The organism is Paenibacillus tianmuensis (assembly GCF_900100345.1).
GTDB classification, from domain to species: domain Bacteria; phylum Bacillota; class Bacilli; order Paenibacillales; family NBRC-103111; genus Paenibacillus_G; species Paenibacillus_G tianmuensis.
The window spans coordinates 1-23,996 of the sequence record NZ_FMTT01000041.1 but is presented as its reverse complement, the minus strand read 5'-3'; the positions used below and the strand labels follow the sequence as shown (position 1 = coordinate 23,996).

The following is a 23,996-nucleotide window of genomic DNA, read 5'->3' as shown; positions in this document are numbered from 1 at the left end:
GAAATTCGAAATACATTAATTTTCAAGCATTTTTTCATCTAAAATCAATCCAATTATGGGGTTTAATAACAGGAAATGTATTGTTTAAAGCCTAACTAAAGTAAAAATTTTGCATAAAAATAAAAATCCTTTGAATAAATAAACAAGGGTGCGGAATGTGAGTTAAACAAAAAATTATTTGCCTTATTATTTTTATTTTCAATGGAGGATAAAAGATTATATCCTGCCAAAAAATCCGTAATATAAAAATTGTATTTATCTACAAAAAAAGAAAAAACATTTTGCTTCTTAGTTGTATAAATGGTTTGGGATTTTAAAGTCTTTGTGTGTCCAATCGATAAACGGATTTAAAATCATGGTAGTATGGCATGCCTCCAACTTTATATTAAACTACCAAATAGTTGCATTCCGGATCGATACTGGCACACCGCCGCGTACTCCTTCGGATCGACGATGCTGCCGAGGAACAGCAAGCTGCCGGTCTCCGTACTCTGAATCGCCATCAAAAACGGCCGGTCGACGATCATCTCGAACGGCTTGGCTACCGGAGTGATCGCAGAGCCTGCTTCAGCTCTTACCGAGGTGACCGCTGCGGCTTCCGTGCCCTGCTCGTTCATCTCCACGAACGTCTTGTGCTTCACTTCGCTGATCAAGACCGGTTTCGACGATAACTCGGAAAAGTCCGCCTTGGCCGGGTCGAACGCCGCAGGCATGCCCATCGCTTTCAGCGTGCCGTTCAGCTCGTATCCCAGCTCCAGCTTCAGCCTCGGCAGCTTCAAAGTCCCGTTCGCGGAAGGAAAAGGCTTGTTCCAAAACGCCTCATCCGCCCACAGCTTCTGCTGCACCTGATCCAGCCCGGCCTTTTCGTAGGGCAGGACGACGACCATCGCCAGCTTGCCGTCCGCGTAGGGCAGGCGAACCGCCTGGTAATCGGGCTCCTGCACATAGTCGAACTGCCGGGTCAGCTTCATCAGATTCACCAACTTCGTCTGACCCGACCCCGTACGGAACGTGCCGGGCTTCGTGTCTTGCTCCGGAAACGGATGCTGCCACCGCGCTTTGAAATAAACGGCGTTCAGCAGGTACATAACCGTTTCCGATGAAATCGGCCCCTGCACGATGCTGTCGATTTTGCCGTTCGTTCGCTTGCCGACCCACTGATTGATTTTTCGAACCGCGCTGTCCTGCGCAAAATCGAGCGTATCCGTCTCCGCGCCGTAGAAGTCGCGGTTTCGCTGCAGGAAGCTTTCGTGAAACGGCACGCCCTTTCTGGCCCAGATCGAATTCGCGATGGAGAGCTGCGTTTCCTTGCCCGAATGCTCCAGCAAATCTCGAAGCACCTGATGCCCCCGATTCCACTCGTCAACGGACAAGCCTTGGCCCTGCAGCGTTTTCCCGATCTGCTCACGCGTCGCGCCGCCTGCTCCGTGGTAAACCATCGACAGCGCCATCGATACGCTAAACGGGGATACGAACACGTTGCTGCCGGGATTTTGCTCCGCGATCGTACGGTGCAGCTTCAAGCCGAACGCATTGTCGGCCTGCACGATCCGCGCATCCAAATCCGCTGGCGTATGCTTTCTGAGGCTAACGTCACCCCCGGCATTGGTAGCGGTGCAAGCCGAGCATAACAGCGCGGCCGCCAGCAGCAACAGCATTGTTTTTTTCATGATGACTCCGGATTTCGGCATCTCTCCATCCTCCTCTGTCATGATATGGAAATGGACGCTACTGCCGCTCCGAAGGTTGCACCCGCGCTGAAAATCGCAAGAGCTTAGATCACATAATCGAGCACCTGCTCATATGGAAAATACGACTTCCCGGTGGGCGCAGGAGCATACAGATGAAAGGCCACCGCGCGCTGCGGGCCGGAATTGCGAAGCTGGTGAATTTGTTTTTTCGGCGCGTAATAATAGCTTCCCTCCTCGATTTCAACCTCCCCGGACAAACAAGGGTACCCGTAGCCTTCCAGCCGGAACATCCGGTTCGTCAGCGTGCCTTCGAGCAGCCGCGCACAGCCGACGGATAAGCCGTGATCGTGAATGTACGTTTCGGTTCCGGGAGGGAGATGGATCAGCACCGCTTCGGCGGCATCGTTCCGGTACAGGCATGTTCTTCCGTAAGGCAAGTCCGCGGGCTCCGCAATGTAGGGCGATAAGGCTTCAAGCGACAAATCCATGCCTCTCATGATCGCCTGAAGCTGCTTGGACGAGGTTCTGCGTAAGGGCAGCAGCGCGTTCAGAATCCGTTCGATCGTTTCGATCCGGCTCATGGGTTTCCTCCGTTCATAACATTCTTTTACCACTTTAATAAGTTTGCTTTATAATCCAATATATTCCTATTTCAATCAAAAGTGACCTTTTCGTAAAAAACGTCGGCGGCTTCCCGCTTCCCTTAAGAATGTTTTAAGATTTTGAATCGTTCGTCGTTAAGATTTGCTGGCTATACTAGGTGACAGTCAACGTTCGGAAAGGGGAGTGCCCGCATGCCGTTTGTCAAGGTTATCCCGGCGTGATATGCTTTTTTTGTCGTCGGCGCCGCCCCGAATGCACGCCGACTCCACTCCGCAACAACCGAGATTTTTTGGAATGAAAAGGAGGTCGGCCCCTGTGGCGCAGTCTACAATATTGCTCGTCGACGACGAGAAAGAAATTATCGATTTGCTGGAAATTTATTTAAAAAACGAAGGCTACCGCCTGCTGCGCGCAAGCAATGGCATCGAAGCGTTAAGCGTGCTGCAAAAGGAAGATGTCGATCTGATTGTGCTCGACATCATGATGCCGAAGATGGACGGCATCGAAGCCTGTCTGAAAATACGCGAACAGAAGCATATGCCGATCATCATGCTATCCGCCAAAAGCCAGGACATGGACAAAATTCTCGGCTTGAGCACCGGCGCGGACGATTACGTCAGCAAGCCGTTCAATCCGCTTGAGCTGGTCGCCCGGATCAAGTCGCAGCTGCGCCGCTACACCCGGCTCAATGTTCAGCGGCCGAATAAGGAACACGAGCTGGAGATCGACGAGCTCACGATCAATACCGCGACGCATGAGGTCAAGCTGGACGGCCGGGACATTAAGCTGACGCCGCGCGAATTTGCCATCCTGGAGCTGCTGGCCCGCCACCGCGGTACGGTTTGGAGCATCGAGAAAATTTACGAGACCGTATGGAAGGAAGCATATTTCGATTCGGACAATACCGTGATGGTTCACATCCGGAAAATTCGCGAGAAAATCGAGGAAAATCCGCGGAAACCGAAGTTTATTAAAACGGTTTGGGGAGTGGGATATAAAGTTGAGTAAACAAGAAAAGATCAAACCGCCGCGCAAGCCCATGCTTGACCGCTTCCCGTTCACTTGGTTCCCCTTTAATCTGCTGCGGGGCATGATCCTTTTCCTCCAAGACCTGTACAGAATGGCGCGCAGCCACGTGCAGCGCAGCATCCGGCTGCAGCTGATGCTGACCTTTGTCTTCTGTTTCGGCGTGTCGCTGGCATTCTACGGCATCAGTTCGGCGCTGTTCGGCGCCGTTAACAAGAACACGGTCATTGATTACAGTCAAGGGATGGAAAGCATCGATCATGAAGCCCGCTCGCTCGCGGACCGGTTCCTTACGCCCCCGAGGCGCAGCGGCAACGAAAACGAAAGCGGAACAAGCAACGAATCTCCCGGCGGGGGGACGCCGACGCCCAATACCGGCACAGCCGTTCCTGTCCCTCATGCAAACGGCCAAGAGCCCGGCAGCGTGCCCGAGGCCCCACCAGCCTATTCACAAGCGAAGGAGGAAGCCGACCGCCACAAAGATTTTGAGAATACGGTCAAACGGCTCGTTACCAACGACAAGCTCAAAGTTGTCATTACGGATCTGGAAGGCAAAGTCGTCTTCCGCAGTGAAAATGCGCCGGAAACGTACGTCGACGTCCACAGCGTCATCCGCAACGCGATGGAAACGCGCAACCAGGAATCCGACTCCCGTTCGGAGTTTTCCAGCTTTTATCCGGTGACGTATAACAATCAGAAGGCATACTTAATCGTCAGCGGCATCCCTCAGCCGAACATCAGCTACCATAAGGGCGAAAACCCGCTTTCCATCTTAGCTTCGCTCGCGGTCTTCATCTTTTTGTTCTACTTTTTAACGCAGCGGAAAATGAAATATATCGAGGAGCTTGCGAGCGGTCTTCGGATTATCGCTACAGGCAATCTGGACCATCGGGTCATCGAGCGTTCCCAAGACGAGCTCGGATCATTGGCGCGGGACATGAACTTTATGGTGGCGGATCTGCAGCGAAGAATCGAAGAGGAACGGCGCGCCGAACAGCTCAAAAACGAGCTGATTACGAACGTTTCGCACGATTTGCGCACACCGCTGACGCTGATCATGGGGTACTTAAGACTGCTGCACGACAAAAATTTCGAAACGTCCGAGCAAGCCGCCGGTTATGCCAGTATCGCTTACAGCAAATCGGAGAAACTGAAAGGGCTGATCGACGATCTGTTCGAATTTACAAAGCTCTCCAATCATGACGTTCCGCTGCACAAGAAGGGCGTCGCGATCAATGAAGTGCTGGAGCAGTTGCTGGAGGAATACGTGACCCTCAGCGAGGAGCAGCAGCTCACGCTGATCCGCAGCCTGCCGCAGGAGCGGCTGCTGGTGCGCATCGACGTGGACAAAATGATCCGCGTGTTCGAAAACCTGCTTGGCAACGCGATCAAGTACAGCCCTAAGCCCGGCGTCATTACCTTCGGCATGATCCGCGAACGCGAGCACGCGATCATCCGAATCTCCAACAAAGCGGACGCTTTGACCCGCGACGAGCTGGAGCAATTGTTCGACCGGTTCTATCGGGTTGATAAAGCCCGGACATCCGATACCGGAGGCTCGGGACTGGGTCTTGCGATCGCAAGAAGCATCGTCGAATCGCATGAAGGCACCATTTGGGCCGAGTCAGAGAACGGCGAAATCCATTTTTACGTGAAGCTGAAGCTGGCATCTTAGGATGCCGGCTTTTTGGCTAGTTGGGCGAGGCGGATCAAGCGGCCGTTCGCCTAGGAAGGCAATGCGCGGTATAATGGAGCGAACAACGCAGCAACGAGGCGGGCCCGCGCGGCACGCCTCGTAAGAATGGAGAATCGGATCATGAGTCATGGATTTTTGCTGGATTTGGACGGAACGCTGTACCATGGGGACCGTCCGATCCCTTATGCGGCGGAATTTATCCGCTGGCTGCGGGAGAAAGGCTACCCGTTCCTATATGTGACCAACAATTCGTCTCGGACGCCGGAGCAAGTTGCGGCCCACCTCATCAAGACCGGGATTGAAGCCAGGCCGGAGGAAGTACTCACGTCCTCGCAAGCGGCCGTGATGTACTTGCAGGAGACCGGCGCCCGGAACGGACGCGTGCTATGTATCGGCGAGGAAGGACTGAGAACGGCCCTGAAGGACGGCGGCTTCGAACCCGTCACGGAGGACGCGCCGGAAGGAACGATCGCTGCGGTCGTACAAGGGATCGACCGGGCGTTCCATTACGGCAAGCTGCTTGCGGCCGTCCGTCACATCCGCGGCGGAGCCCCGTACATCCTGACGAATCCCGATCACCTGCTGCCATGGAACGGCGAGCTGACGCCGGGAGCGGGCTCGATCGCGGCTTCGATCGAACGAGCAAGCGAAACGCCGCCCGTTGTTATCGGGAAGCCTTCGCCGATCATTATGCGCTACGCCGTCGCCAAGCTGGGGTTAACTCCTGCGGAGATTTGGACGGTCGGGGACAACTTGAACACCGACATCCGCGGCGGAGCGGACGCAGGCTGCCGGACGGCGCTCGTGCTGACCGGACTGGCCAACGCCTCGAATGTGGACGAGCAGATCGCCCGAACGGGCGTGCATCCCGAGCGGATCTGCTCGCATTTGATGGGGCTGGCGGAAAGCCTCGGCTAATCGATGGCGTGCCGCTTCCGGATTTCGCCGATCCGGCGAATGTGGACGTTCGCGTGGCCGGCCATCATTTTCATCAGGCGGCCGGCCGTCTCTTCCCTGCCGGAGGCGATGACGCTGCGCGCCAGCGCTCCCGGCGTATGCTCGCATACGCTGAGCACGTGCTCGCGCAGCAGCCGAAACAGCGCGACCTCGGCGCGGACCGGCCGTGAGGCGTAACGCATGCCCGCGGCCCACGCGTCCTGCGAGAAGCCGTTGCCGTTGTAGGCGCGTCCGCGTTCCGGCCCGGCCAAAGCGAACTTGAGCTTGTGCAGCGCCGCAAGCTCCAAATCCACCACATGGAGCACCTGCTCGCGGATGCTCCATGTGCCGGGCGCCCGGGCCAGATCGAGCCCGGCCTCGCCAAGCCCCGCCAGCGCGGCCTCCAGCCGGTCCGGCCCCGCTGCGAACAATACGAGCGTTTCCTCGTCGCTCGGAAACAGCTCCTGCCAGTACGCCGCGCGGTAGCCCTCCGGCGTCGTGATCGTGACGGTCCGCCAGCAGCCCGGCTCCGTCTCGTCCCTACAGCGCCCGCCGGCCTCCTCGGCGCGCTGCTGGAGCCACTCCAGAGCCTGGCCGGGCGGCGCTGTCACATAAAACCGGCCGCTGGGCGACAGCTCCCGGCATGCCGGAGCTTGCAGGCGGCGGATCGCCTCCACCGCCATGCCTCCCTCGGCGAGCAGCGCGATCTCGCCGCCCGGCTGACGCAGCAGCGCATAGCCCGCTGCCGCGCATAGCTCCAGGCGCTCCCAGCCGAGCGCCTGCTCGTAAAAGAGCAGCGCCGCCGTCACCTCTGGCACGCGCAGCAGCAGCTTCGCTTGAACGGCGCTGGTTTCCATTCGCCTTCCCCCTTTGATCAAGCTGGATTCGCCCTATTTTACCATACACTGGTCCAACAAACGTCGGAAACGAACAAACACCGCCCTTTGCAAAAAGAGCGGTGTTTGGCATTTGTCAACCGCTGACGACGGTTTTGGACCCGCCGCTGCGCGAAGATACGTCATAGTTATCAAGCTCTTCGTCCGCTCCATTGTTGAACGCCTCGCGGTCGAATTCTTTCTCCGTTACGGCGACGACAAGAGAGCTGACCGTTGTACCCGTTGCGTTGATGGCCGTCCGGGCCATGTCGAGAATCGCGTCGATGCCGAGCACCATCGCCATCCCTTCGATCGGAAGACCGACGCTGGCCAGCACGACCGTCGTCGAGATCGAAGCCGGTCCGGGCACCCCGGCCACGCCGATAGAAGCGATCATTGCCGAGCCGACGATGAGCAGATAATGCGTGATCGTCAGATCAATGCCGAACACTTTGGCGACGAAGATCGCCACAATCGCCGGATACAAGCCGCCACAGCCGTTCATGTTGATGGTTGCGCCCAGCGGGGCGACGAAGCTGGCGATCCGATCGGATACTTTAAGCCGCTTCGTGATCACCTCCAGGTTGACCGGCAGCGTCGCATAGCTGCTCCGCGTCGTGAAAGCGACGGCCAGCACGGGATAAATCTTTTTCAGGAAACGGATCGGATTGACCCGCGCCACGAACGTGACCAGGAAGCCGTAGGTCAGAACGAAGTGCAGCAAGCAAGCGATGTAAACGGCGAGCACCACTTTGCCCATCGGCAGCAGCGAAGCGAGGCCGTATTTCGCCGCCATCGCCGCCATCAGCCCGAACACGCCGTAAGGCGTCAAACGGATGATCAGCTTCGTCACGCGGAACATCACGACGGCGAACGATTGAATCACTTCCTTGATCGGCCGGACCGATTCCGGCTTGCGGTTGCCTTCGATCGTAATGGCGACCGCGACGAACATAGCGAATACGATCACCGGCACGACCTTGCCGGTAGCCATCTCGTTCACCGGGTTCGCCGGTACGAGATCCATGAACACTTTCAGGAACGACGGTATTTCTCTGGCGGCGAATTTCGCATCCTGCACGTAAGGAATGCCCGCGCCCGGATCGATGATCACCGCAACGACGACACCGATGACCGCCGCGATGCCGGTCGTGATCAGGAATAAGGCGATCGTTTTCGTTCCGATCTTTCGAAGCATATTGGGATCGGATATGGACGTAATGCTGGAAATGATCGTTGCCACAACGAGCGGCATAACGATCATTTTGATCAGGTTGACGTAAATGGAACCGATCGCTCCGAGATCGGTCGCCTCTTTACCGAACACCGCCCCGACGACCACGCCGAGCACCATGGCGATTAATACGCGCGTCCCGAAACCCATCTTTTTCTTGGCCGCGAAAAATAGCAACAGCAGGACTACGACAGCCACAGCCCAGCTGGCAATGTATAGGGAATTCACAATCCTACGCCTCCTCGGGAGTATATCTAATAATACCAACTTGTTTACTAGGTATTCTATTCCCATTTTCTGTGACTGTCAATAGTGTGTTTTATGGCTTCATTTATTTTTCGCGGACCATCCGACGGCGCGGCATAAACCGGCTATTCTCTTAAGGCGTCTCTTAATTTCGTCGACTCGTACCGCCGGTCCGCCGACTGCGCGAGTGCTTTGCGCAGCCGCTTGTTTTCGCCCGCCAGCCTCTCGATTTCTCCGATCAGCTCCATCGCGAGGTCTTGAGCCGCCTCGCCGGATTCCCGGCTAACGGAGCCCGCCCTTTCTTTATATTCGTTCAACCGCTCTTCTATGCTTTTCATCCGGTTCTTCCTTTCCCGAAAACAAAATTTATCGCAACGAGCTCGGCCACAGGACGAGCGAAGCGCGGTCGGCCTCTGCTCCGAGCTGCCGCAGCGTACCCGCGGCAGGCGTATCCAGCACAGGCTCCCCGTTCCACGTATCGATGACCACTTTGCGGACGCCCGGCTTCTTCAAATACGATTGCAGCACGGCCCGAAGCGTCTGCAGCCGCTCTTCCTCCGCCAGCCATGCCTCCTCGGGCGTATCAGCTAACCCGTGCAGCGTGTGCATGCGCCTGCCGTTATTTTCGCACCACAACACCCAGCTGCCGCCACGGAATACGAGATCGTTGCCCGCCTTGCGGGCAAAAGCGACGCCCGGCACGGCCGGCCATTTTACTGTCAATCCGAACGGATTGGCAGGATCGGCGGCCGGAAGCAGCACCGTTTCGCCGCCTCCCGCTTCCCAATCCGCCTCGCGGAGACGCCCCACCGTCTCCGGCGCGGCAAACTGCATCGCCACAATATTTTGTACCCAGAAGCCGCGGGTCAGCATCCCCCACAGCTCCAGCTGCTTCAACGAGCCGTACACGTCGTCCCAGGACCACGGCAGCAGCGTACCCGCGAGGTCCCGCGTCAGCAGCGCGCTGCCGTCCAGCGCTTGCTTTACCCAAGCGCCCAGCGAATCGCCTCCGCCCGGCTGCACCTCCGCCAGCGTCTCCAGCGCATACCAGCGGCCAAGGCCGGATTGGAATTTGGCGGCGCTTTTGGCGGCGGTCTTCCTACCGCTTCCGTTCATCCGCAGCGGCGCAAACTGGTCGTTGGAGACAAGCCCCTCCCAAGCCAGCTCGATCAAATTCGCTGTCAGCTCCGACGGGACGCTTCCCGTTTCGCGGCTGAGCGCCGACAGGAAGCTTGCGCCCTTGCACCGGAGCAGCTCCAGCAGCGGCTCGTGCTTCGAAGCCGCTCCCCGCTTGAGCAGGGGGGCGTAAAGCTCCTTCGCTTCCGCCAGAAGGAAGGCGACCCGGCCTTCCTTTTCTCCCGCTTCCTTGCGCCCGATCCAGATCACCTCGCCCGCCGCGCACAGCCGGTCTAGCGTTTCTTTGCGGTAATCGGTCAAGCGCAGCGGAAACACCGACGCCTCCCATTCCGGCAGCGGCAAAAACCAGCCTTGCAGCTTGCCGATCACGTCCCGGAGCCCCTCCTCCCCGCTGAGGCGGCTGCCCGGAAGGACGTGCTGCGCGGCCATCAAGAACCGGCAGTACCGGACCGGATCGACCGGCTCTGCCTGCTCGCGCAGCGCCCGTTCGGCTATGCGGATACGGCGCTCTGCCGTTTCGCGGCTCACCCAAGTCCGCGGTCCGGCTTCGTTCCCGCCAAGGACCGGTTCGATTGTCCCGTCCGCGGCCCACTGCCCTACAAGGTCGTCGACAAGCGGCAACGCCGCGCCGTACCGGGCGGCAAGCTCTTCCGCTGTAAACGACGCGCGGTGCTCCATATAACGGGTCAGCACAAACCGCACGGCCAGCGGATCGTCTGCAAACCGCGCATACGTATCCGCTTCGTCGGAACAGATCCAGCGCTTTTCTCCGCCAATTTCGATCCGACGCACTCGGCCTTCCTCTTCCAATCGGCGGAGCAGCCTGCCGATCTCTTCCGCTTGCGTTTTCGCGCCCGCAGGCGCTGCCGAACCCGGGCCGCTCCCGCCCTCCGCCTGCTGCTGCGCCTCGTCAGCGCCGCTACCGGCGGCCAGCCTCGCAAGCTCCGCGGCGCTCCGGTCGCCTCGCTGCTTCAGGAGGCGCAGCAGCGTCTCCGGCTGCTCCAGTGGAGCGAAAGCCGGCCACGGCTCCTCCTCCGCAGCGCCCCGGTCCGGCTGCCCCGCCTCAAGCACCGGACTCTCGCCGAACAGCCGCCCGGCCTGCGCCCGCTCCAAGCCGAGCAGTTGCAGTTGAATATCTTTGCCGACGGCGTCGGACTCGTAGATTTGAGCGCCCATGAACTCGGTTAGAAACGCAGCAGCCAGCGGCGAAGGAAACAGGCTCTCGCGCACGTTTACCTCGAGCGATCCGGCCTCAATCTGTTCCAGCGCCTCCCGCACCCGCGGCATGTCCAACTCCTCTTGCAGATAAATGCGCATCGCCTCGCCGAGAAAAGGAAAACGTTCGGCGTACGGCAGCGATTCCCGCAGCAGCTCCTCGCTGCGCAGCCGCTTCTTCCACGCCGGCGTGCGCGTAAAGCTTCGCGACAGCAGCAGCGACGTCTCGGCCAGACGGCGGAACGCCGCCCCGAACTGCGGCGAAGACGGAACCGCTTCGCGCAGCAGCGCTTCGAGCCGGACGGACGTCACGCCGCGAAGCATCGCCACGAAGCTGGCCGCCATTCCCTCGTCGGCGCCGGACAAGACGAAATGAATGCCGTTGTCCTTGGCATTCGCGAACAGCCGCACGGGGAGCCGCTCCTCCCCATGCTGTCGAAGCGCCAGCAGCCACGTTCGGTTAAACGTCCGGCCGAACGTGCTGTGCACGATGACATGCCACTGCTTCAGCTCGTCCCGGAACCGCTCGATGACGATACGGCGGTGCGTCGGTACCGCCGACACGGCCTTCTGCGACCGGACCAGCGCGATCAGTTCACCCGCAGCTCCGGCGTCCAACCCGTAATCCCGGATCAGCCAGTCCATCGTACTGTGCGGCTCCTCCCGTTCCAGCCGGCGCTCCAGCTTGTCCATGAACCGCCCGATGTCCTGCGACAGCTCGAACGTACGGCCCTGCCCTTCGCCCCGCCAAAACGGAATTTCGCTGAACCGGTTGCCCGCTTCGACGACGTACACCCGGTCGTTTTTGATCGATTGAATTTTCCAGGACGACGTTCCGAGCTGGAACACGTCGCCGACCCGGCTTTCGTGAATATATTCCTCGTCCAGCTCGCCGATATGCACGCGGCTGTCCGCATGATGCACCGGGTACGCGCTGCTCTGGGGAATCGTGCCGGCCCCCATAATGGCGGCCATGGCCGTTACCCCGCGGCGGGACAGCACGCCTGTGTCGCGGTTCCAGTCCAGGAGAGGGCGAACGAACGGGTAGTACCCGGACAGCACCTGCAGCACGTCCAACAGCCGTCCCCGCGGAAAATCCCGGTACCCGTAGCTGCCGGCCAGCACCCGCGCCAGCTCGTCGATCGTCCAATCGCTCCCCGCCACCATCGCCGCAATTTGCTGGCACAAAACGTCCAGCGACTGCACCGGGATGCGGATTTCCTCAATATCGCGCTCCAGCACCCGACGGGCCAGCACCGCGCATTCCGGCAGTTGGCCGCGGCTGCGCGCCAGAATGACGCCCCGGCTGATGCCTCCGACGCTGTGTCCGGCCCGGCCGATGCGCTGTATTCCCGCGGCTGCGCTCTTCGGCGAGTCGATCTGCACCACCAGATCGATATGGCCGACGTCGATGCCCAGCTCCAGTGAAGACGTCGCCACGAGGCAGCGAAGCTCGCCCGCCTTGAGCGCGCGCTCCACCTCAAGACGCTGCTCCCGGGAGACGCTGCCGTGGTGCGAGCGGGCCATTTCGTAGCCGACATGGTCGTTCAGCCGCAGCGTCAGCCTTTCGCAAAGCCGCCGGTTGTTCGTGAAGATCAGCACGGACCGGCTTCCGTCCATCAGCTTCACGAGGCGTTCGGTGACTGGTCCCCAGACAGCCTCCTGCTTGTCCTGCGTAATGAACGTTTGCTCCGGCATCGTGACGACAAGCTGAAGCGCTTTGTGCATCCGGCTCTCCACAATGTTCACCGGACGAGGCCGCATAGGGACGTCGGCCATCGTTTCATTACCGGCTTCTACGGCCATACCCGCCCCGCTATCGTCCGATCCGGCAGCTTTTCCGGCTTGAGCTTTATCCGATCCGCTATCCTCTGCTCCCGCTCCTCCGTTCGCGTCCCCCGTCTCCACAGGCTCCCAGCCTCCGAGAAAACGAGCGACCCGTTCGATCGGCTTCTGCGTCGCCGACACGCCGATGCGCTGCGGAGAACGTCCGCACCAAGCGACGAGACGCTCGAGTGTCACCGACAAATGCAGCCCTCTGGCTCCCTCAGCCAAGTCGTGAATCTCATCAACAATCACATGGCGAACGGTCCGCAGCATGTCTCTGCCTTTCGGAGATGTCAGCAAAATATACAGCGACTCGGGTGTCGTCACGAGCACGTCCGGCGGCTGCCGCAGCATCGATGCCCGGGTGCTCTGCGTCGTGTCGCCCGTACGGATACCGACGGTCAGTCCCGGCCACGGCAAGCCCGTCTCCGCCGCCGTCCGCTCCAATTGATCGATAAAGCCGACAACGTGATGGTGAATATCGTTGTTCAGCGCCTTCAGCGGCGTGACGTACAGCAGCTTTACTCCCCGGACCGGTCCGTCCGCGGCCTTGCCGGTCACGATCCGGTCCAAGCAGGGCAGCAGCGCCGCAAGCGTCTTGCCCGAGCCTGTCGGTGCGGCAATCAAAGTATGAGCGCCCGATCCGATCGACTCCCACGCCCGCAGCTGCACCTCCGTCGGCTCCCCGAACGTCTGCCCGAACCAGGCGGCCAGCAGCGGATGAAACCCGATTGGCGACTCCGCATCCATGTTCGTTTCCCTTCTTCCCCTAAGTTACTTTCAAAAATAGTTGTTCGATATCGGTATCATACCAAAAACCAAGCATCGGCACATCCAAGCGAATTCCGTCTTTTCCCGCCGTCCGGGCCGCGGTCTTCCATTGACACATTTGAAACGGGGTGCTACGATTCATTCGAATAAATTAAATCTAACCTATTCACACTTTAAATACGGATTATTCGAACGAGGAGTTGAAAAGCATGGCTGATCCTATGGATCACGCGATCGAGCGGTTTGAAAAAGCGTTTTTTACAATGTTCCAAAAAATCGGACCCGGATTGGCGCTGCCTTCCGATCTGAATTTGACGGGGCCGCAGATCATGATGCTGTACACAATCGTCAAATGCGAGCCGTGCCAGGTCGGCCGGCTGGCCCAACGGATGGAAGTGACGCCGAGCGCGATTACCGTCATGATCGATCGTCTGGTGCAGAACGGATTCGTGCACCGGAAGCACGACGAGAACGACAGGCGCGTCGTGCTTCTGGAAGCGACCGAGCAGGCGCGCGAGGCGCTGCTCCGCATCCGGGCGCTCCGCTCGGAAGTGATCAGCAACTACTTGTCCTATCTGGAGCCGCACGAATTGGAGCCGTTCCTGCAAAGCTTCGAGAAAATCGCCCATAAAATGTCCGAATAAAACATAGAAGGGACCGCCCCGACGAGCTGCCCCCAATGGTTAGACACAGTCTAACAACATTGGAGGCGAGATCATCGGAGCGGTCCTCTTTATGATTTTTACATTTAAAAATTCGGGTTTGAGTCTTACATATGCTGCGGGGCATGAATGCCGGAGTCCTCATCCGGACTGCCGTCTTCTTTGCGGGGGCCTTTCGCCGGGACTTCCATTTTGGCTTTGCCCATTAGCAGAATAAAGACGAACGCGAGCACAGCCATAACGATGGTCACTTGAAATACATAGGCGATGGAATCCGCAAGCCCTACCATCATTTTCTCCAGCACCGGCTTCGGAACGTGCGCCTGAAATTCCGGCGACAGCAGCGCCCTCGGATCGGCCGGCGTCTTCGCGCCCGCTCCGGCGGGCAGCAGCTCGGCCAGCCGGCGGCTCAGCGCAGAAGCTTGCAAAGCACCCAGCACCGTCAGACCGACGGCCGAACCGATCGAACGGAAAAAGCCGACAAGCGAAGTGACGGTGCCGCGAAGCCGGAAATCGACGTTATGCAGCGAAGAAATCGACGTCACCGGGAAGCCTGTGCCGATGCCGAGCCCCATGAGAATCATATATAGCGTAATTTGCCAACGGGGCGTATCGATGGACACGAGGCTGAGCAGCGAGGTTGCGATCAGCAGCAGCAGGACGGAGCCGAGCATGATGCCCCGATACGACAGCTTGTCGATAAACCGCCCGCCGATCGCGCTGCTGGCAACCACGCCGAGCATCATCGGCGTCAGTACGAGTCCGGCGCTCGTCGCCGACCCTTGAAAAACGCCTTGGATGAACAGCGGGATGTACGTCGCCGCGGAAATCATCAGCGCCCCGTAGAAGAAAGAGACGCCCATACTGGCGGTAAACAACCGGTTGCCGAAGAGCGGAAGCGGCACGATCGGGGAAGCGGCGCGCATCTCTACCCGGATGAACAGCAGAAGGAAGACGACCGCTATAGCGAACAAACCGATGATCTGCACCGAATCCCATGCATATTCCTTGCCCCCGAGCTCCAATCCGAACATCAGGCTCAAGATCGAAACGGTGAAAACTACCGTTCCGAGCCAGTCGATTCTCTGATTCGGATTGTTCGGCAGCACCGGATGATAAAACAGCGAAATGAGAATCAGCGATACGATACCGAGCGGCAGATTAATGTAGAAAATCCACGTCCAGTCCACGTGATCGGTGAAGTAAGCTCCCGCCAACGGCCCGAGCACGCTCGATATGCCGAAGACGGCACCGAACAGACCCTGCATCTTGCCCCGCTTCTCCGGGGGAAAAATATCGTAAATGATGGCGAACGTAACCGGCATCAGCGCGCCGCCGCCGATCCCTTGGATGGCTCGGTAGACGATCAGCTGCGTCATGGTCGTCGACGTGCCGCAAAGCGCCGAACCGATCATGAACACGACAAGACCGAGCAGGAAAAACAGCTTCCGGCCGTACATATCGCCGAGTTTGCCGAAGATCGGCATCGATATGACGTTGGCGATCAAGTACGCGGAAAATACCCATATGTACTTGTCGAGTCCTCCGAGCTTACCAATAATCGTCGGCATGGCGGTCGAAACGATCGTCTGATCGAGCGAGGCCAGCAGCAGCCCGAGCATCAACGCGCCGACCGTCCATGCGGTATTCGTTTTCTTCTGAACCATAAGTTGCTCCTTACTTTACCTGGGTGTATTTTTAGTACTAAATTAAATTATATTCAAATTTGAGTAAGCGACAAGTGCGAGTGTGATTTTTTTCTCTGGGGCGTAGTTTGCCCTAATCTTTTAAGTATCATATAATGGAGTAAGTCAAGAAATTGTATTTATCCTAAATAAATTAACGATAAAATTTTCTTATTTTGAGAATGCTATTGAAAGCGTTCACGCCCCGGTGAGGAGGAACGATGTGAATCTCAATCAGTTGGAAACGCTCATTACGATATCCAAGACCATGAGCTTCCGCAAAGCGGGCGAAATTCTGAATCTGACCCAGCCGGCCGTCTCGGCGCAAATTAAAAGTCTGGAAGACGAATTCAAAACGGTGCTGATCGACCGCAACCAGCCGGTTACGCTGACCGACAGCGGCCAAGTGTTTCTTGAGCATGCGGAGATCATTTTACAGACGGTCGAAGATTTGAAGCAGCGGCTTTCGGATTTGAACCAAACACCACAAGGACATATTCACCTCGGAACGACGACTTCGATCGCGATCCAAATTTTGCCGAGGGTGCTGTCTTATTTTCAGAACCAGTTCCCCTTGATCAAAACGACCATCCATTCGATGACCACCTCGCAAATCATGCACAGCGTCGAGAACGGAACGATCGATATCGGCATCACCTACCTGTTCGACAAGCATCCCGCGCTCGAAAGCTCCGTGCTTTATTACGATACGTTCGAGCTGGTCGTCTCTCCCGAACATCCGCTTGCGCGTTTTGCGCATGTGCCGATCGAGCGGCTCCACGAACTGCCGCTGATTATGCTGTCTCCGGAAACGGCGGGACGGAGGTTCGTAGATCAAATTCTGAAGCAGCTGTACATCACCCCGCAAGTGGTGATGGAGCTGTCCAGCAGCGAGGAAGTGAAACGGATGGTGGAGCTAAATCTCGGGGCCGCGATCATCTCGAAGATGTCGATCCAAAGCGAGCTGCGCCTCGGGACGCTCAAGATGATCAAGGTGAACGAGCTTGAGATTAGCCATCCGGTCGGGGTGGTGTACAAGTCGGGACGCTATCTGAGCTCGGCGCTGCACCAGTTTCTGGAGGACTTGAAAGGCATGCAGGAAACTCAATTCATAGGTTCGGAGTGAGGGAACGCCATGAAATTCGATTTGCATACGCATCACGAACGGTGCGGTCACGCGACCGGAACGATCCGTGATTATATCGAAGCGGGGATCAAAAACGGCCTGCAAGTCATCGGAATTTCCGATCACTCGCCATACTTTGCAAGCAGCTCGGACCGGGAGCAGCCCGGCATCGCGATGGCGAAGAGCGAGTTCGCCCGTTACGTGGAGGAAGTGCTGAAGCTGAAGGAGGAGTACCGCGGACGTATCGACGTCCTGCTGGGAGTCGAGTCGGACTTCTTCCCCGAGGTGGCGGACGTGTACCGCAAAGTGTACGAGCAATATCCGTTCGACTATATCATTGGATCGGTGCATTTGTCGGGCGGCGTCAGCATCTTCAACCGGAAGCGGTGGAACGGACTGACGGACCGCCAGAAGGTGGAGCAGAAGGAGCTGTATTACGATCTGATCGAGCAGTCCGCACGCAGCGGCATGTTCCAGATTCTTGGCCACATCGACGCCATGCGCGGCTTTTACCCAGCCTTCTCCGATATCCAGACCGACGCGGTAGACCGCACGCTGCAGACCATCGCGAAGTACGACATCGCGATCGAGATCAACACCTCCGGCAAAACGAAGGATTGCGGCGGCTGGTACCCGATCGACGAGATTCTGGAGCGGGCGCTTCATTTCGGCGTCCAGGTTTCGTTCGGTTCGGACGCGCACGTCCCTTCCCGGGTTGGCGACGACTGGGATGAAGTAGCGGCGAGGCTGAAGGAAATCGGGTTCCGCGAATGGGTATACTACAAGGAAAAACAAAAGCAGGTCGTCCCTTTATAAAACGAGGGCAAAAAAATATCCGGCAAATTCCCCCAGGGCTGAGGAATTTGAGCCGGATATTTGTGCTTTGACGGCCGCTCGGCCGCGCCTATCTTGTAGTCCGCTTTGGTCCCGCGGCTCGCGCGGGCTTCGCAAGCGCCCGGGAACGAGGCTTGCGTACGGCCTTAGCCGGAAGCAGAAGGCTCTTGACCTTCGCTCCGCCTCCGAACAAACCACCCAAGCCCCCGAAGCTGCCGAACAGCTTGAAGATCGGGCCGATCTGCTTTACGATGGTGAACACCTTCTGCGCCTTCCCCATAGTGGAAATGATGCCGTCGAGACCTCCGATCGAATTGAAGAACGAGAGGAAGCCCCCACCACCGGCGCCTCTGGCCACTTCCGCAGCGCCTACACCGCCGCCGGGTACGCCGCTTACGGTACGTCCAATGCTGGAGAAGCTGCCCAAGCCTCCGCCGATGCCGAACGGGCTGAACAGCCCCCGCACCTGTGCCGTATTCATATGGGGAGCGGGATGTACCGGACGCAGCGGGCAGGAAGCGCCTCGTTTTGCCGATTTGGCTGTACGTGCCGAAGCTCGTTTTGGAGCAGTACGATGCTTTTTATTGTTCATTCGTCGATCCCTTCCTTAGCTGAGAAACTGAATCCGACTTGTCTGATATTTCAGCGTATGTCGGTCCGCCCTTCCGCGTATAGGTATGTGGACCGCTCGAAGGAAAATGGGTGTATATATAGGCAAAACACATGTACATGAACGAAACCTGCAAAGGAGGAAGCGCCATGCTCCATGAGATGAACGATATCGTGGGCAAAAAAATCGCCATCATTGACGATGAACCAGACCTCGTCAACCTCCTCGATGCCGTGCTGCGCAAAGAAGGCTTCCGCCTAGTGTTCAAAGCGGCCACCGGTCTTGCCGGCATCGAGCTGTGCCGCAGCGAAAAGCCGGATTTGATCGTCCTCGACGTCATGCTGCCGGATCTCGACGGCTTTGCCGTCTGCCAGCAGCTGCGGCAATTCACGCTTGCGCCGATCTTTTTTCTGTCCGCCAAAAACGAAGACGTGGACAAGCTGCTGGGGCTAAGCCTCGGCGGCGACGACTATATTACAAAGCCGTTCAGCCCGAAGGAGGTCGCGTACCGGATGAAGGCGTATTTCCGCCGCAACCGGTACGCAGCCATGCAGGAGGAAAGCCGAAGCACCTACGAATTCGGCAGCGTGACGATCGACGAGAAGCAGGGCGAAGTACGCAAGCACGGCGTTCCCGTGACGCTCACCGCCAAGGAATACCAGCTGCTGCTATTTTTGGCCCGGCACCCGGGACAGCTGTTCAGCAAGGCGCATTTGTACGAAACGGTGTGGGGCGAATCGTATACGGGGTATGACAATACGGTGATGGTGCATATGCGCCACCTGCGGGAAAAGCTGGAGGACAAGCCGTCGGAACCGGAATATTTGCTGACCGTGCGGGGACTTGGCTATAAGCTGCAGCGAAAGGACGGACGGCCGTGAAGTGGAAAGTCATTATCCAATTTTTACTGTCGATGTCGACGCTGGCGATCTTGATTCTGATCGTCAACTATACGGCGCTCTATTTTTTAGCCGGCGGTCCGGCCTTCAAAAACGGAAGAACGGCCGCTTTCGCCGAGCGGTTTACACACGACTTCGGGCAGCGCATCGCCTTGCAGGGGGGACGCCCGTACGTCACCCCGGAAGGTTTGGACGAGTTGAACGATCAGCGAGCGTGGATTCAAATTCTGGACGAATCCGGCGCGGAAGCCTACGCCTATCATAAGCCGCCGCATGCCCTGACACATTACTCGCCCAGCGAAATCGCATTTTTTTATAAATATGCCGTCAAAGATTTTACCGTCTTTATCAGCCGCGTCGAAGACGGAGGCTACCACTGGAGCTATATGATCGGGTTTCCCGCGGAAACGGTGGCCAAATATTTTCTATATATCAGCCCGAAAAATGTGCAAACGTTTTTTCCGAACGGCTTTTACATACTCCTCGGGGTGACGCTGGGCGGTACGCTGATCATTGGCTATTTGTTCGCCAGGAGACTTTCCCGACCGGTACGGACCGTCATCGACGCGATCCGCGAGCTTGCTGACGGCCGTTATAAGCTTCGCCTTGCGCCGAAAGGAATATATAAGGATGTGTACCGCAGCCTGCTTCACCTCTCCTCTACCCTGTCGTCCCTTGAGCAGCACCGGGATCGCGTGGACCGTATGCGGGAGGAATGGATCGCCGGATTGTCCCACGATTTGAAAACGCCGCTTTCCTCCATCAAGGGCTACGGTGAATTGCTTGCCGAGCCAAGCTACGACCTTAGCCCCGATGAGCGGACCGGCTATGCGGCGACGATCGTTCGCAACGCCGTTTATATGGAAGCTTTGCTGGACGATTTGCGGCTGACGTCTCAGCTTAAGCACAATCTCCTGCCGATGGATAAGCAGGAGAGCGATGTCGTCCGGCTGCTGCAGGAAACCGTCATTCTGCTGCTTAACAGCCCAGAAGGCGAGGACCGGATGATTTCGTTCGATGCGCGTCCGCAGACGATCCCGCTATCCTTTGACGCCAAGCTGCTCCAGCGCGCGTTTCTGAACCTTCTCTTCAACGCGCTCGTCCACAATCCCGCCGGAACGCAGGTGCAAGTCGCCGTATCGGGCGACGAGAGCGGCGTACGCGTGGTCATCGCCGACAACGGCGTAGGCATCTCCAAAGAAGATATGGCCAAGCTGTTCGACCGGTACTACCGTGGCACGAATACGGCGGCAAGCCATCAAGGCTCAGGGCTGGGCCTTGCGATCGCCCGGCAAATTATCGAAGCGCACGACGGAAAGGTCGAAGCGGAAAGCCGGCTTGGGCACGGTACGACGATCATTGTCCATTTTCCGCAAACTTAAGCCGGATTTAAGGTAAGCTGAAGCGAAGCTTAAATTCCATACGATACCATGCTCTTGTCGAACGAAAGGAGCATGGTTTTTTTATGAGCGAATTCATCTTGGAAACAAAACGGTTATCCAAACAATTCAAGTCGTTCGCCGCGGTCAAAGGGATCGACTTGCAGGTAAGAGCGGGCGAAGTGTACGGCTTCCTCGGTCCCAACGGCGCAGGCAAAACGACAACGATCCGCATGCTGCTCGGGCTGATTCGTCCGACGCAGGGCGAGGTGCGCGTCTTCGGGCAGGACTTGGCCCGGCACCGGCTCGATATCTTACGCCGGGTCGGCTCGCTGGTCGAGTCTCCGTCGTATTACGGCAATCTAAGCGCCTATGACAATTTGGAGATCACCCGCAAGCTGCTCGGCGCAAGGAAAACCGACATCGACAAAGTGCTGGAAACGGTAAGGCTGTCCGAATGGCGCAACAAAAAAGTTAAAACGTTCTCCCTCGGCATGAAACAGCGGCTCGGCATCGCGCAGGCGCTGCTGGGCAATCCGATGCTGCTCGTGCTCGATGAGCCGACCAACGGCCTGGACCCCGCCGGCATTCTCGAAATCCGCGAGCTGATCGCCCGCCTGCCGGAAGAACGCGGCTTATCGGTGCTCGTCTCCAGCCATATTTTGAACGAAATCGAGCTGATTGCCAGCCGTGTCGGCATTATTTACAAGGGCGAGCTGCTGTTCCAAGGCTCGCTTCAGGAGCTGCTGCGGGAGCAGAACAAAACGATGCTGCGGATCGATGCCGCTCCGCTCGTGGAGGCGGGCAATTTCCTGCTGGCCCGGGGCCATCAAGTGGAAAAGCGTCATAACAGCCTGTACGTGGACATGTTGGCAACGAGCGCTGCCCGTTTGAACCGCGAGCTGGTTACGGCCGGCTTCGACGTTTCGCACGTCAGTGAAAATACACCGTCGCTGGAAGATATCTTCCTGACGATGACGAAGGGAGCGCAAAGCTTGTGAAGGGCTGGAACGTCTTTGCGGCGGAACTATACAAGCAGAAAAAAGGCGTCCTGTGGAAGCTTGCCTTCGGCGGTCCGGCCCTGGTCTCCCTGCTCATTTTCCTGAACATGTCTCTGCGCTACGATTACTTAATGCAGCGGCATGCAGGGAAAACGTCGTGGGAAGCGATGCTGAACGAAGTGTTTTTTCTGTGGGCCTTCTTCCTCCCGATCGGGGTTACGCTTCTCGCGGCTATTGTTCATTTCCGCGAATATAGTGAAAACGCCTGGAAGCACCTGCTGAGTCTGCCGGTGCGGCGGGGACACGTGTATGCGGCCAAGTGGCTCGTCATTGTGCTTGCGACCGTCTTGTCGGTGCTGGCGCTGATGGCCGGCCTGCGGCTGTGCGGGCTCGTCATCGGCTTTCCCGAGCCGTTCCCCTTCGGCCTCTATGGACAGTACGCATTGTACCTGATCTTTTCGTCGCTCGGCATCGCCAGCGTGCAGCATTGGCTCAGCTCCCGCTTCCGGAATACGATTATTCCGGTCGCTGTCGGCGTATCGGGCACCGTAGGCGCGATCTTCCTCGCCCAATCGGAATGGATGCGCTACTTGCCATATGCGGCCCCGCTGTTCACCATGCCGGGTCCCGAAGGAGACGCCGGCGTCTCGATCGTGAGCGGGCTGCTCTTCGGAACCGCAGCGCTGCTGGCCGGTATGCTCGAATTCGGAAAAAGGGATATTTTGTAACCGTACGCCAAGGAGGTACGCTGGAGATGAAGTCTTTATTTGCCGCCGAATGGCTAAAATTAAAACATTCGCGCATTTTATGGATCGTTATTCTCATGCCGATTCTGTTAACCGCTCAAGGCGTCGGCAATTTTACCCGCTACACCGACGTGTGGACCCGGGACGATTGGACCGTCATTATCGAGCAGTGTCTCATTTTTTACCCTCCGATGCTGCTGCCGTTTTTTATCGCCATTGTTATCGTGCTTATGCTCCGCATCGAGCATAGCCATAACGGCTGGAAGCATCTGCTTGCGCTGCCGGTGAGACGCGGGCACATTTATGCGGTCAAGTTCGGCATCGCGCTGCTGCTGGTCGTTCTGAATATCGCCGTCTTCGGCGTAAGCGTCGTCGCCGCCGGCCTGGTTGTTGGGGCGAACGGCCCTATCCCGCTGGACCGGATCGCGCTGCCGCTTCTGCGCCTGATCCCGGCCGTGCTGCCGATCATGGCGATCCAATTCTGGCTCAGCCTGCGGTACCGCCATATCGGCATCCCGCTAGGCATCGGGATCGGGTTGGCGATCCCTTCGATCCTTGTGGCCAATACGAAATATTGGATCGTCTATCCGTGGACCTACCCGACGATGGCCGCGCTCGCGAGCCAAAGCAGCACCTTCAGCAAAGGCCCGCTTCTGTACGGCGCGGTAGCTCTTGTCTTTCTTCTGGTCACCGTCTTCGGCTTCAACGAGTTCAGACGGCGGGACATTCTGTGAATTGCATAATCCCTAAGCGAAGGCTTCCCGTTTCCGGGATCCTTCGCTTTTTATTTTTGCAGGAGGATTTTTCATACCAATGGGCCAATTGTGTGATATACTTAATGAACGTAGATACATTCAAAAATGCTTATAGTATCCATTTATATACCGAAAGGAAATGAGCGAATGAGCAAGAAGGTTAGCGCTGACTGTATTGTTCCCAGTAAAGAAGGGTGCCCTGTCGAGTTTACGCTGAATGTCATCGGAGGCAAATGGAAGGGCGTGCTGCTCTACCATCTGATCGACGGAACGAAACGGTTCAACGAATTCCGCCGCATCTGCCCGGCCATTACTCAAAGGATGCTGACCCTGCAGCTTCGGGAGCTGGAAGAGGACGGCATCGTGCATCGCGAAGTATACCAGCAGGTTCCGCCCAAAGTGGAATATTCGCTCACCGAGTTCGGCCGGACGCTGGAACCGATCATTTTGCAAATGAAGCAGTGGGGCGAAGCGTACCAAGACCGGATAAACGGTGCGGCCAAAGCCGTGGCTGCGAAGCAAGAATAGCTAAAGGAAAATAATTCTGGACACATGACGAAAGGCTGCCTATTTTCCTTTTCAACATCAGGCAAGATAGTTGCAGCTAAAACTGAAACTTTTTTCCATTTCCTAGCGTCTTCTTACTGAAGGTATCAATTCTTAGTTTGGAGGCGATGTGGTGGGCATCGTATACGAAAGGTATACCGAGGGCCACGCCTGTTGATTAACCAACTTTTGGGATATCAAGACGTGAGAAATAGACGTATTTATCCAGAATCTTAGTAACAGCAATGAGCCATTCCGCCTGGAATTGATTCTCTTGCATGAGTTCCTTAAATCGGATGAGTGGCATGGACTTGCAAGCGATGATGAGCGATTTGGAATGGTCATATAGCCATCTCAAGACGACATACGTCATGAGTGCAGCGAACAACTGGTTGAATACGGCATTTTTCGTGGATCCAAACAGAACAGGGACATTCAAGTTTTGCTTGATCCATCGGAAGAAAACTTCGATGCCCCATCTTGCCTTGTACATCTC

Annotated in this window: 21 protein-coding genes; 12 read left to right on the top strand and 9 right to left on the bottom strand. The window is 57.3% G+C overall.

Annotated elements, in window-relative coordinates; all coding sequences use genetic code 11:
• Nucleotides 1-380 precede the first annotated feature (380 nt).
• The gene (locus BLO51_RS21745; RefSeq protein ID WP_090675190.1) at nucleotides 381-1,691 is read right to left on the bottom strand and encodes a serpin family protein; all 1,311 of its coding nucleotides are present in this window, start codon (nucleotides 1,689-1,691) and stop codon (nucleotides 381-383) included.
• A gap of 83 nt (nucleotides 1,692-1,774) precedes the next feature.
• Nucleotides 1,775-2,272 carry a cysteine dioxygenase gene (locus BLO51_RS21740; RefSeq protein ID WP_174551294.1) on the bottom strand — a complete coding sequence of 166 codons (498 nt, stop codon included), beginning with the start codon at nucleotides 2,270-2,272 and terminating at the stop codon, nucleotides 1,775-1,777.
• A 316-nt stretch (nucleotides 2,273-2,588) separates the two neighbouring features.
• Here BLO51_RS21740 and BLO51_RS21735 point away from each other — a divergent pair, with 316 nt between their 5' ends.
• The 3 genes from BLO51_RS21735 to BLO51_RS21725 all read left to right on the top strand — a co-directional run bounded on the left by BLO51_RS21735 (nucleotide 2,589) and on the right by BLO51_RS21725 (nucleotide 5,934).
• Nucleotides 2,589-3,302 carry a response regulator transcription factor gene (locus BLO51_RS21735; protein ID WP_425415825.1) on the top strand — a complete coding sequence of 238 codons (714 nt, stop codon included), beginning with the start codon at nucleotides 2,589-2,591 and terminating at the stop codon, nucleotides 3,300-3,302.
• On the top strand, nucleotides 3,295-4,995 hold the full coding sequence (locus BLO51_RS21730) for a sensor histidine kinase (RefSeq protein WP_090675187.1): 1,701 nt from the start codon (nucleotides 3,295-3,297) through the stop codon (nucleotides 4,993-4,995). Before BLO51_RS21735 ends, BLO51_RS21730 begins: the two co-directional genes overlap by 8 nt.
• A 141-nt stretch (nucleotides 4,996-5,136) precedes the next feature.
• Nucleotides 5,137-5,934 carry an HAD-IIA family hydrolase gene (locus tag BLO51_RS21725; protein ID WP_245719764.1) on the top strand — a complete coding sequence of 266 codons (798 nt, stop codon included), beginning with the start codon at nucleotides 5,137-5,139 and terminating at the stop codon, nucleotides 5,932-5,934.
• Here the strand turns inward: BLO51_RS21725 and BLO51_RS21720 are convergent.
• The 4 genes from BLO51_RS21720 to BLO51_RS21705 all read right to left on the bottom strand — a co-directional run bounded on the left by BLO51_RS21720 (nucleotide 5,931) and on the right by BLO51_RS21705 (nucleotide 13,236).
• Nucleotides 5,931-6,809 carry a DinB family protein gene (locus tag BLO51_RS21720; protein WP_090675184.1) on the bottom strand — a complete coding sequence of 293 codons (879 nt, stop codon included), beginning with the start codon at nucleotides 6,807-6,809 and terminating at the stop codon, nucleotides 5,931-5,933. The genes BLO51_RS21725 and BLO51_RS21720 overlap by 4 nt on opposite strands.
• A 115-nt stretch (nucleotides 6,810-6,924) precedes the next feature.
• Nucleotides 6,925-8,292 (bottom strand): dicarboxylate/amino acid:cation symporter, encoded by a 1,368-nt coding sequence (locus tag BLO51_RS21715; RefSeq protein ID WP_090675234.1) that lies wholly within the window; start codon nucleotides 8,290-8,292, stop codon nucleotides 6,925-6,927.
• Between the two features lie 140 nt (nucleotides 8,293-8,432).
• Nucleotides 8,433-8,645 (bottom strand): hypothetical protein, encoded by a 213-nt coding sequence (locus BLO51_RS21710; protein ID WP_090675182.1) that lies wholly within the window; start codon nucleotides 8,643-8,645, stop codon nucleotides 8,433-8,435.
• A 28-nt stretch (nucleotides 8,646-8,673) separates the two neighbouring features.
• Nucleotides 8,674-13,236, bottom strand: coding sequence for a DEAD/DEAH box helicase (locus BLO51_RS21705; protein ID WP_090675180.1), 4,563 nt, complete (start codon nucleotides 13,234-13,236; stop codon nucleotides 8,674-8,676).
• A gap of 230 nt (nucleotides 13,237-13,466) precedes the next feature.
• On the opposite strand from BLO51_RS21705, the gene BLO51_RS21700 reads away from it, so the two are divergent.
• On the top strand, nucleotides 13,467-13,901 hold the full coding sequence (locus tag BLO51_RS21700) for a MarR family winged helix-turn-helix transcriptional regulator (RefSeq protein ID WP_090675178.1): 435 nt from the start codon (nucleotides 13,467-13,469) through the stop codon (nucleotides 13,899-13,901).
• Between the two features lie 125 nt (nucleotides 13,902-14,026).
• Here the strand turns inward: BLO51_RS21700 and BLO51_RS21695 are convergent, their stop codons facing one another.
• Nucleotides 14,027-15,586: an MDR family MFS transporter gene (locus tag BLO51_RS21695; protein WP_090675176.1), complete on the bottom strand. Its 1,560-nt coding sequence runs from the start codon at nucleotides 15,584-15,586 to the stop codon at nucleotides 14,027-14,029.
• A gap of 241 nt (nucleotides 15,587-15,827) precedes the next feature.
• Between BLO51_RS21695 and BLO51_RS21690 the strand changes: the two genes are divergently transcribed.
• Both BLO51_RS21690 and BLO51_RS21685 read left to right on the top strand, forming a co-directional pair.
• A complete protein-coding gene (locus tag BLO51_RS21690) occupies nucleotides 15,828-16,730 on the top strand; it encodes a LysR family transcriptional regulator (protein WP_090675175.1) in 903 nt (300 codons plus the stop codon).
• A gap of 9 nt (nucleotides 16,731-16,739) precedes the next feature.
• Nucleotides 16,740-17,546, top strand: coding sequence for a histidinol-phosphatase (locus tag BLO51_RS21685; RefSeq protein ID WP_090675173.1), 807 nt, complete (start codon nucleotides 16,740-16,742; stop codon nucleotides 17,544-17,546).
• An 88-nt stretch (nucleotides 17,547-17,634) separates the two neighbouring features.
• Here the strand turns inward: BLO51_RS21685 and BLO51_RS21680 are convergent, their stop codons facing one another.
• Nucleotides 17,635-18,156: a hypothetical protein gene (locus BLO51_RS21680; RefSeq protein ID WP_090675171.1), complete on the bottom strand. Its 522-nt coding sequence runs from the start codon at nucleotides 18,154-18,156 to the stop codon at nucleotides 17,635-17,637.
• Between the two features lie 167 nt (nucleotides 18,157-18,323).
• Between BLO51_RS21680 and BLO51_RS21675 the strand changes: the two genes are divergently transcribed.
• From BLO51_RS21675 to BLO51_RS21650, 6 genes are all read left to right on the top strand, one after another.
• Nucleotides 18,324-19,055, top strand: a complete 732-nt coding sequence (locus BLO51_RS21675) for a response regulator transcription factor (protein WP_090675169.1) — start codon at nucleotides 18,324-18,326, stop codon at nucleotides 19,053-19,055.
• Nucleotides 19,052-20,455 (top strand): HAMP domain-containing sensor histidine kinase, encoded by a 1,404-nt coding sequence (locus BLO51_RS21670; protein ID WP_090675167.1) that lies wholly within the window; start codon nucleotides 19,052-19,054, stop codon nucleotides 20,453-20,455. Before BLO51_RS21675 ends, BLO51_RS21670 begins: the two co-directional genes overlap by 4 nt.
• Before the next feature lie 83 nt (nucleotides 20,456-20,538).
• The gene (locus BLO51_RS21665; RefSeq protein WP_090675165.1) at nucleotides 20,539-21,453 is read left to right on the top strand and encodes an ABC transporter ATP-binding protein; all 915 of its coding nucleotides are present in this window, start codon (nucleotides 20,539-20,541) and stop codon (nucleotides 21,451-21,453) included.
• On the top strand, nucleotides 21,450-22,181 hold the full coding sequence (locus BLO51_RS21660) for an ABC transporter permease (RefSeq protein ID WP_090675163.1): 732 nt from the start codon (nucleotides 21,450-21,452) through the stop codon (nucleotides 22,179-22,181). Before BLO51_RS21665 ends, BLO51_RS21660 begins: the two co-directional genes overlap by 4 nt.
• 26 nt (nucleotides 22,182-22,207) lie before the next feature.
• Complete coding sequence (locus BLO51_RS21655) at nucleotides 22,208-22,933, top strand: ABC transporter permease (protein ID WP_167670279.1); 726 nt, start codon at nucleotides 22,208-22,210, stop codon at nucleotides 22,931-22,933.
• Between the two features lie 168 nt (nucleotides 22,934-23,101).
• Nucleotides 23,102-23,482, top strand: coding sequence for a winged helix-turn-helix transcriptional regulator (locus BLO51_RS21650; protein ID WP_090675159.1), 381 nt, complete (start codon nucleotides 23,102-23,104; stop codon nucleotides 23,480-23,482).
• A gap of 196 nt (nucleotides 23,483-23,678) precedes the next feature.
• Here the strand turns inward: BLO51_RS21650 and BLO51_RS31270 are convergent.
• Nucleotides 23,679-23,996: transposase (locus tag BLO51_RS31270; protein WP_425415824.1), on the bottom strand; the 318-nt coding region annotated here is incomplete at its 5' end.